This is a genomic window from Pseudoalteromonas sp. L23 (assembly GCF_021728455.1).
In the GTDB taxonomy this organism is placed as follows: domain Bacteria; phylum Pseudomonadota; class Gammaproteobacteria; order Enterobacterales; family Alteromonadaceae; genus Pseudoalteromonas.
Map to the genome: position 1 here is coordinate 492223 of NZ_JAKKCW010000003.1, position 10064 is coordinate 502286.

Sequence of the window (10064 nt, forward strand, 5' to 3'; positions counted from 1 at the left end):
ATAGCTGCTCCTTGTGCTTAAGTGCAAACGCATTTTAGGTCTTTATGCCTAACAGTCAGGCCACTGTCCAAGGAGAAAATGTGTCTTCTTCCAATATTGCTAAGGGCGCTATTGTACTGCTGCTCGCCGTGATGGTGAGTGCCATCTTATATTTTGAAAATAGTATCCATCGCGACCTTAACGAAAGCTTTTATCAGCGCTTAGAGCAGGTACATTCGGCGCAAAACAATATTTATTTGGGAGAGATCGACGATAACCGCCGGTTTCTTTATTTTCTGCTAGACACCCCGCCAATTCAGGGGATTGCCAGAGCGGAAAAAAACGATGGTATCGACCCTCAAGAAAACACGCCGCTTGATGTTTGGCGGGCACGACTAAGTACGATTTTTAGGTCAATGTTATATTCGTATGATGGCCTTAACCAAATCCGCCTACTTGACGCCCATTCTGGGATGGAAATGGTTAGGGTTGAGCGACAGCTAGGGCAGGTAATTGCTGTATCCGATAGCAAACTACAAGATAAGAGCGAAAGTGATTACTTTATCCAAGCACTGCAACTGCCAGAACGCACTATCTATTCCACAACAATCAACTTAAATCGCGAGCACGGACAAGTCGTCACGCCTTTTCAACCAACCAAACGTTTTACTTTACCGACTTACGATATAGATAACGACTTATTTGGTATATTGGTAATTAATACCAATGCTGAAAAGATGATAGACAGAATTGTCTCTCAAGCGCCAAGTATGCAACAAGTGATGCTCTTAGGTGCAGATGATTCGTTTATTTATCATCCTGAATTTTCGCTACGATACAGCAAAGATATAAACCCCGAAATCAACTTTCAAACATTATATCGCGTGACGCCATGGTCCAATAAAATCCAACTGGTGGAAGAAAAATCAACGGGAGAGCAGTTTCTTGCGCTCATTAGCAAGGTTGAAGGGGCTAACTTTAACAACTTAGAAGTTAAGCTCGTTAATCTTATCCCTTTTGCTGTTTATCAGCAAAGCCTCAATGAAAAACGATTAACGACCTATGTTTTACTCGCTATTGCCTGCGGTGTATTCGCTCTAGTCTTTTTTGCATTTTGGCAATATACGAGCAGTTTACGTGCGCTCGATTCAACGCGAGCAGAGTTTAAGGCGATTTTAGATGGTGCATCAGATGGTGTGCTTGGCTTTGATAGCAACTTAAAGCTCACCAGCTTTAATGAGTCGGCACAGCGCTTCTTTAAACAGCTGAATAACAGTCGTTTAGGTAACAACCCACAGTTTTTGCCAGAGGCTGTGCATCAGTTTTTATTTCACTATGCCAATATGGTTTTACAGGGCGAAGTGGTGGAGTCTAAGTCATTACAACTAGACTTAAATGCCCATGAAAACATCTGGCTTTCACTTAGTTTGTCTCCAATCTACGCAGGAAATGGACGCATTCAGGGGGTCGCACTATTCGTTGAAGACATCACAGCGAAAAAAGAAGCGGAAGCACAGTTAGTTGGAGCAAATGAACGACTGGAGCAAGAGGTGAAGGAGCGTACCAAAGAGCTGGTGGACGCTCGGGATAAAGCAGCGAAAGCGTCAGAAGTGAAAAGTGCATTTATTTCCACTATCAGCCATGAAATGAGGACGCCTCTCAATGGGATTTTAGGATCACTAAACTTGGTGAGAAAAGAGCCCGTTACTAAGCACCAACATAAGTACCTAGAAATGATGGAAACCAGCTCGACTACGCTTTTGTCGTTAATTAATGATGTACTGGACTTGTCGAAGATAGAAGCGGGTAAGCTGGATATCGATAATGAACCATTCAACCCGCTCTCTGTCATTGAACATGTCGCGCTGTCTATGTCGGCGAAAGCCAAAGAACAGGGTATCACTTATATTTTGGACCAAACTGGTTTAGCGCATATTGAACTGTGCGGGGATGCGGCGCGCGTTAAACAAATAATTTATAACCTCCTTAGTAACGCAATTAAATTTACTAAAAAAGGTCATGTGAAATTGACCGTTACCACCGAACAGTTAGACGACACGGTATGGCTGAAAGTCACAGTTGAAGACACTGGGGTTGGAATTGAAAAAGCTAATCAAAACAAGCTATTTCAATCGTTTAGTCAAGAATCTGCTAATACCTCGAACGAGTTTGGTGGAACAGGCCTTGGACTCTCTATTTGTAAGCAGTTAGTTGAAAAAATGCTCGGTCATATTCACTTTGAGAGTGAAAAGTTTAAAGGCAGCAAGTTTTGGTTTGAATTACCGTTTTCTAGTGCGCAAACTAAGCCCATCAACGTGCCTGAAGTATTGGCCGGCAAAACAGTCTCTGTGCTCAGTAAAACCAAATTGGAGTCAGACTCTATCGCTAAGCTTATCGCTAAATGCGGTGGTGAGTGCGTTGAGAAAGAGACGCAGAGTGATATATGCATCATTACGAATGAGCAAGATTATATGCAAATGAAATCAGCTCAAAATTATTTTGAGAAACTTATTTTAGTGGGGGATGAGCTTCAGAATATTAACGATGCTGATAACATAGTGCATATCTCTTCACCTCTTCGGGTTGGAGAATTTGTCGCGCTATTTGACTTAAATAAAGCAATTCGATTACAGCCTAGCTTGAAGAAGTCAGGTGAGACAGTCGCATTAAGTGGTAACTTGGTCGCGGGCTGTCACTTTTTGGTGGTAGACGATAATCAAATCAACCGGATTGTGGCAAAAGGTATTTTGGAAGGACAAGGAGCTAAGGTGAGTTTTGCCGTTGATGGTCAAGATGCTGTGAACAAGCTACTGTTATTTGAGCATCAAGAGGTTGATTTTGATGCTATCTTTATGGACTGTAATATGCCAGGAATGGATGGTTATCAGGCCACAAGAGCGATCCGTCAAGGTCAAGGTGGCGATAAGTATAAAGATGCGATCATTATTGCGATGACTGCCAGCGCCCTTGCGGGTGAAAAAGAACGTTGTCTCAATGCAGGAATGGATGAGTTTGTGACTAAGCCTGTGGTCGTCGAACAGTTATTTGACGTGCTAGATGTGCTAGGTGTGCATGCTAAGGATGATGACTCTGTGCTTATTCACCCGTTTGAAAGCGTGGCAGAAGAGCAAACGGGCATGCCGATAAACGAAGCTGACGTGCTCGAGCGCCTCTCTGGAGATGAAGAATTACTTAAAAAGGTGTACACCTTATTCTTGAATGACTCTGAAAATCAAATGCAACAGCTTAGATTGAGTATCAAAAATAGTAATTGCGACGCTTCGGCAAGGTACAGCCATGCACTTAAAGGTCAAGCTGGTGATTTAGCTGCAGAAACACTTTTTGATCTGCTCGATAAAATAGAGACTTATGCGCGTGAGCACCAAGCAGGGCAGTGTAAATCACACTTGGAACAGGCGCAAAGTGAATACGATAAAGTCGTCGTATTTGCGAAAAAGCGCGTGAGTGAGTTAGAGTTCGCAGATATCAACAATGGCTAGAGTGAGCGAGGCCTTCGTTTAATAATGGTGGGTTTACTCATCATTATTAACTTCTAGGCCAGTCATAATCCATTTGGGTTGCGGTCTTTCTTGCTACCGATTGCCCAAAGCGCTTTTTCACTAGTTCTAGACTCATATCGATACCTGCCGAAATACCCGCTGAGCTAGTAAAATTCTGATCCATTACAAACCTTACGTCCTCAACGACTTCTAAAGAGGGATATTGTTCTCTCAAATCGTCGATATCCTGCCAGTGGGTGGTGACTCGCTTGCCATCAATAAGGCCTGCTTCGGCATATAAAAACACACCTGTACAAACAGATGCACACTGAGAGGTATGGTTCGCTGTTTCTGCAAGCCAATTAAGTACGTTGTGATCACTGCAAATTTGGTGATGCAGTCCGCCGACTACGATGAGCAAATCAAACTTTGGGTGCGAGTAGATACTGTAATGGGGGTTTACACTCATGCCGCCACGCGAGGTAACAGGAACATGACTTGGTGCGACAAGGCTGACGTTAATTGGGGTTTCGATAAATCGCTTTGCGGTATTGAATACCTCAAATGGGCCACAAAAATCTAAACACTCCGCACCGTCATAGATGAAAATACCAACTTCCATTATTTTTCCCTACAGATCAGTTTTTTACTAACTTGGCTGATTTTAGTTAAATTTTCAAGGTAAATTGTAACAACCCATGAAAAAACTCCACTCACTATAGTTTTAGTGTCTTTAAGCTACTATGAGTACTAGCATTTTTGCTCTATCGCAGAGAACCTTGTTTCTCCCGCAAAGCGATTGCACTTTTAGAGACGATCCGTAATATCTATCCCACGATAACAACAAGCGATGAAACAATATGTTCAAACCTTCCATCACATTATTAAGTGCAGCTGTATGTTTAGCCCTTGCGGGTTGTGCGGGCACAGCAGAGCAAAGCCAAGAACCAGTAAAATCACTGCAAAGTAAGCAATATGATAACGTGCTTTTACAGGAGTTTTCAGGTCCTTATCAAGGCGTTCCTCATTTTGACAAAATGAAGCTTGAAGATTTAGAAGCTGCGCTTGAAATTGGTATGGCTGATAATTTGAAAGAAATTGAAGCAATAGCCAATAATCCAGCTAAGCCAACTTTTGAGAACACCATTGTTGCACTAGAAAGAGCGGGTGCTCCTTTAGATCGCGTTTTTACCTACTACGGCCTTTGGAGTGCAAATATTTCAAGCCCAGAGTTTAGAGAAATCCAATCGCGAGTTGTGCCTAAGTTTTCAGAGTTCAGCTCTAAAATCACCCAAAACCAAGCGCTTTTTGAACGGGTAAAAGCGGTATACGAAGGCGCTGAATATAAAAAGCTAACGGCAGAAGAGCAGCGTATTACTTGGATGCGTTATAACGGCTTTGCCCGCAATGGAGCGACGCTAAAAGGTGAAGACGCTAAGCGTTACGCGGACATTAATCTTGAGCTATCAAAGCTACATACTAAATTTGCAAACAACGTCCTTGCAGATGAAGAAAACTATGTAGTCTATCTCACTAAAGACCAGTTGTCAGGTTTGCCTGAGTCGTTTGTTGCGTCGGCAGCGGCTGCTGCAAAAGCGCGCGGTAAGGCGGACATGTACGCGATTACCAACTCTCGTTCATCAATGGATCCATTTTTAACCTACTCAACAGAGCGTGAGTTACGCGAGAAAGTATGGAACAACTACTATAACCGTGGCAACAACGGTGGCGAGTACGACAATAAAGCGATTATCTCTGACATCCTAAAGCTTAGACATGAACGCGTTAACTTACTCGGCTACGATAATTACGCGCAGTGGCGTCTTGAAGACCGCATGGCGAAAAAGCCTGAAAATGCGATGGCGCTGATGAAAAAAGTATGGCCTGCTGCAATTGCGCGCGTGAAAGAAGAAGTAACAGACATGACATCTATTGCTAAGCTTGAAGGCAATGATATAAAAATCATGCCATGGGATTACCGTTTCTACGCTGAGAAGGTTCGCCAAGCTAAGTATCAATTGGATTCAAACGAAGTTAAAGCCTATTTACAGCTAGATAATTTGCGTGAAGCGATGTTCTATGTAGCAGGCCGTCTGTTTAACTTTGAATTCACTGAAGTGCCAAAGGGCTCGGTGCCTGTATTCCACCCTGACGTTCGTGTTTGGGAAGTAACAGACAAAACCACTGGTGATAATATCGGCCTTTGGTATTTAGACCCGTTCGCACGTAAAGGTAAACGATCAGGTGCATGGGCGTTGTCATATCGTAGTCATACAACATTTGATGGTAAAACAAATGTGCTTAGCTCAAACAACTCCAACTTTGTGAAAGCACCAGAAGGTGAAGCGACCTTAATTTCTTGGTCAGATGCAGAAACCTATTTCCACGAGTTTGGTCATGCGCTGCATGCGCTTTCATCAAACGTGAAGTATCCAAGTTCAAACTCTGGTGTTCGTGACTACACCGAGTTCCAATCTCAGTTATTGGAGCGTTGGTTGGCAACGGACGAAGTGATCAATCGTTACTTAGTTCACTATAAAACAGGCAAACCTATGCCTAAAGCGTTAATCGAGAAAATCAAGAAGTCAGCAACCTTTAACCAAGGTTTCGCGACGACTGAATACCTTGGATCGGCTATTATGGATATGCTTTTCCATACCACAGATCCTGACAAGATTGGCGACCCTGTTGCATTCGAAAAGTCTCAGTTAGGTGCGCTAGGCATGCCGGACGAGGTCGTGATGCGTCATCGTACAACTCACTTTGGTCACGTATTCTCAGGTGAAGGTTATTCAGCGGGTTACTACGGTTACCTGTGGGCTGAGGTATTAACTTCTGATGCAGCAGAAGCGTTTGCAGAAGCGCCAGGTGGCTTCTACGACAAAGACGTTGCACAGCGTTTAGTGGATTACCTATTCTCAGTTCGCAACTCAATGGATCCAGCAGAAGCGTATCGCAAGTTTAGAGGTCGTGACGCTGAAGTTGAAGCGCTTATGCGTGATAGAGGCTTTCCTGTAGAGCAGTAAAAAGTTTACTCTGCTATTCGGATAATAAAAAACCCCTGAACCAAGGGGTTTTTTATAAAGCTTTAGCTTTTGGATTTCGTGCCGTCACCAAATAGGGATTTAAGGCCGTCGGCAAATTGCTTTATTTGTGCTTTCATTGAGCGCTTTACGCTAATTTCAATGCTACCCAAAATCATTCTACCGTGAACATAAATTCGTGGACGCTGTTTCACCTGCCCTGCAGATGCAAGCGTATTTCTAGTGTTTTCTACTGAACCCATAACATTACGAATATCGGTGATGACATCGACTGTGTCTGGTACGAAGATTTCATCACTGCCTAAAATGCAATTTATATAAATATGTACTTCAGGGTGACTAAAAATTGCGTTGGTAAAATCTAGTTCCAAGCTGCCAAGGTAATTTTTTAGTTGGATCTCTTTAGGTACGATCCACTCGCCACTGCGATGGTTGGAACTAAGTATAGAGGTAATGCTTATCGCCTCAGCACCATCTACGCTTGAGGTAAATTTTGGACCCAAACGAGCGGCTTTTTCGCTGTGATATCTTGCATCCGACTTGAGCGGTAAATCAGCACTAAGTGCTGCAATTTGTTCTTGTTCGTTCAGGTCGTATGCTTTATCCAATCGTCTCTCGAATGCATCAGCCGAAAGCTCACCGTGGCTGTAATTTAGAATTAACTGGTCAATCACCTCTTCCCTAACGGATTCGAGAGGCCTATCTTTTAATGGTACAGACATATGGTTGGTTCCGTTCTCTTGATTTATGCTTATAGAAGCAACAACCAAGCCAACATTAAATCATTTATAAAACAAGTGGTTAGTGTTTTTTAATATCAACTTACTCTATTTATTTACTAATATTTAGTTGTACAAAATAGTATTTGGTCAAAATTACCACTATTAGATGGCAGGCAACGCAGTAGCGCAGGTGTAGTTTGATATTGTCAGTCACTTTGCTATGGTAGTAGGTGTTCGCAAAACAACCAAAGGAGATTAGTTATGGCGAAGAAAAGCGATGTCAAAGCGCTTAAAAAAGAGCTGAAAGCGCGTAAAGCAAAGATTGAAAAGCATGAAGCAAAAATCAAAAAGCTGAAAAAAGCGATTAAAAAGGCTTAAAAGCCAAGTAGCCCTAACGTAAAGGGATAAGTAAGTGAGCGGTAAATATACCGCTCTTTTTGCGATTAAATCGAAAGATGGCTATATAGCAACCAAGTTCCCACACAGATTAAGATCACCCCACCAAAGGTTTCAGCTCGACTACCAAGGAACTTTCCAGCCGAATGCCCAATCATCACACCAATTGTTACCATCATGGTGGTGGCAAGGCCAATGAGCGAAGCGGCGAGCCATATATTCACATCAACAAATGCGAGACTGACACCGACAGCCATTGCATCAATACTGGTACCAAACGCTGTGATAATGGTTTTTAACCAAGGTTGCTTTGCGTGCTGTGCTGGCGCATCGTCATTACCCTTAAGGCTCTCATAAATCATATGAGCGCCAAGTCCTAACAGTAAGATAAAGGCAATCCAGTGATCCCAAGCCTCGACATAGCCAGCTGCAGATTGTCCTATTAACCAGCCAATCAGCGGCGTACAGGCTTCAATAACACCAAAAATGAGGCCGATTTTTATGGCTTCGGTAAGCCGAGGTGATTTTAGGCTGGCGCCTTTACCGATTGCCGCGGCAAACGCATCGGTAGACATGGCGTATGCTAACAGTAGCAGGGTGACGAAATTCATTTACATTGCTCCGGTCGGGCGATTTGAGTCCACGACATATCCACACGCCCGACCACAGGCATGGATATATCGATGGTCTCGCCAACCGAGAGGTGTCCGCACCATGGCATTTTGGCCAATTATGTTGATACGAACTCTTCCGAGCATTGGAAGCAGGCTACTCCCCAACGAGTTGCGATAATATCAAGAATTGTTCTAAATAGAAATCTAAGTTTATAGCTAGCTCTACACGATATGGTGAATGAGTTGGCTCCATTTTTAGTTATTTATCTTATAGCAATACACTAAAGCAGCTCCCTTTTCCTAATTCAGAGGTTGCGCTGATCCGTATGGAAACGGTCACCACTTACTATGGTGATAACAGCTGCTAGCTTGCCTCTCCAAACACTCGATTTTTACCATTCTTTTTAGCTTCATATAGCGCGTTATCTGCTCTTTCTACTAACTCTTCAACAGTTTGATTGATATTATCCTCACTAAGTGAAGCGACACCAGCACTAACCGATACAGCTTTTAGTGGTGAAAGTTTATGTTCAATAGCGGTTTCGAAGAAGGTTTGTACCACTCTTTGCGCGATCTCTAAGGCGAAAGAATAGGGTGTGTTTGGCAGTAAGATGGCAAACTCTTCACCGCCGTACCTGTACAGCGCATCCATAGGTCGACGAATATGATTTTTGGCGGTGCTTACAAAAACCTTCAAGACATCATCACCCATCAAATGACCATATTCGTCGTTATAGAGCTTAAAATAATCAACATCCAACATTACGACACTAAGCGGGCTAATGGAGCGCTTTGCACCGCGATAGTGGCGCTCCAAGTCAGTATCAAATAATCTGCGATTAAACGCTTCAGTAAGCCCGTCAACGTATGAATACTCTCTAAGTTGATCGGCTTGCTTTTTATACTTTAGGTGGGTAAGTACGCGATTAAACAGCGTGCGTGCTACTATTGGTTTACTGATGAAATCGACCGCACCTGCATCCCAGCACATTTCTTGCTGATTTTCTTTAATGTTGGATGTCACAAATATGACAGGAATTCGGGCGGTTATTGGATCTTTTTGAAGCTCTGTACAAGCCTCTATACCCGTTATCCCTTCTAGCATCCAGTCCATTAGGATTAAATCTGGCAATGCAAGTTTTACATATTCCAAGGCCTTCTCAGCACTTTCAAAAGCGACGACTTTGCATATGTCTTCTAAACATGCGCATAGCACCTTTTGAGTGAGTGGCGAATCTTCTACGACTACTATGGTACAGTTATTTAGTTCTACTACATCTTCAAACATGCTATTGCCTTTATTCCTGTTTCAGGCTTAGATTGTGTGCTATGTCTTTATGTTTAAAAAGTCAAAGTGCACTTATGTTGCTATTAACAGGATTAATATTAGGTAAGTATCGCACTGTAAATAAAGCATCTGGCACGAATAATAGTGTAGACATTTTTGTGATGAAGCACACTTGTTATTTAACATTTCCATTACTTTTATCTTGAATAATATCGCTTTCCTACTATAGATCTTATTACCTGTTCCCAATGTAAATTCCTATGACAGACTCAACCCCACTTGAGAAAGCAGACAGATTTGTTGGTGATGATTCTCTTTCCGATTTAATTTTTGACAATATTCCGGACTACGCCTTTATCAAAGATGATCAGCTTAGGATCGTAAAAGCGAACAGTGCTTTTCGCTCCATGTATCCAGAAGAAGCCAGAGAGAAAATTATTGGCTACACCACACTTGACTCTTATCAACCAGAAGAAGTAGAAGAGTTCATTAAAGATGATAAAAAAGCCTTGGAAACAGGG

At 42.6% G+C, this 10064-nt stretch carries 7 protein-coding genes and 1 riboswitch; of the genes, 3 read left to right on the top strand and 4 right to left on the bottom strand.

Features of this window, described 5'->3' with window-relative positions; all coding sequences use genetic code 11:
- Window positions 1-80 precede the first annotated feature (80 nt).
- A complete protein-coding gene (locus L3V43_RS08690) occupies window positions 81-3479 on the top strand; it encodes an ATP-binding protein (RefSeq protein WP_235367050.1) in 3399 nt (1132 codons plus the stop codon).
- 46 nt (window positions 3480-3525) lie between these two features.
- Here the strand turns inward: L3V43_RS08690 and L3V43_RS08695 are convergent, their stop codons facing one another.
- A complete protein-coding gene (locus L3V43_RS08695) occupies window positions 3526-4101 on the bottom strand; it encodes a DJ-1/PfpI family protein (RefSeq protein WP_010605612.1) in 576 nt (191 codons plus the stop codon).
- A 238-nt stretch (window positions 4102-4339) separates the two neighbouring features.
- On the opposite strand from L3V43_RS08695, the gene L3V43_RS08700 reads away from it, so the two are divergent.
- Entirely contained in the window at window positions 4340-6505 is a 2166-nt protein-coding gene (locus L3V43_RS08700; RefSeq protein ID WP_235367044.1) for a M3 family metallopeptidase, read from the top strand.
- 62 nt (window positions 6506-6567) lie between these two features.
- Here the strand turns inward: L3V43_RS08700 and L3V43_RS08705 are convergent, their stop codons facing one another.
- From L3V43_RS08705 to L3V43_RS08715, 3 genes are all read right to left on the bottom strand, one after another.
- Window positions 6568-7245, bottom strand: coding sequence for a LiaF domain-containing protein (locus L3V43_RS08705; RefSeq protein WP_237116205.1), 678 nt, complete (start codon window positions 7243-7245; stop codon window positions 6568-6570).
- Window positions 7246-7688: 443 nt separating this feature from the next.
- Window positions 7689-8252, bottom strand: coding sequence for a manganese efflux pump MntP family protein (locus L3V43_RS08710; protein WP_010605615.1), 564 nt, complete (start codon window positions 8250-8252; stop codon window positions 7689-7691).
- A 19-nt stretch (window positions 8253-8271) separates the two neighbouring features.
- A riboswitch (yybP-ykoY riboswitch) is annotated at window positions 8272-8430 on the bottom strand.
- Between the two features lie 189 nt (window positions 8431-8619).
- Complete coding sequence (locus L3V43_RS08715; RefSeq protein ID WP_102058204.1) at window positions 8620-9543, bottom strand: diguanylate cyclase; 924 nt, start codon at window positions 9541-9543, stop codon at window positions 8620-8622.
- A gap of 260 nt (window positions 9544-9803) precedes the next feature.
- Here L3V43_RS08715 and L3V43_RS08720 point away from each other — a divergent pair.
- Window positions 9804-10064 (top strand): PAS domain-containing protein (locus tag L3V43_RS08720; protein ID WP_237116204.1); only part of this gene is annotated, 261 nt, incomplete at its 3' end.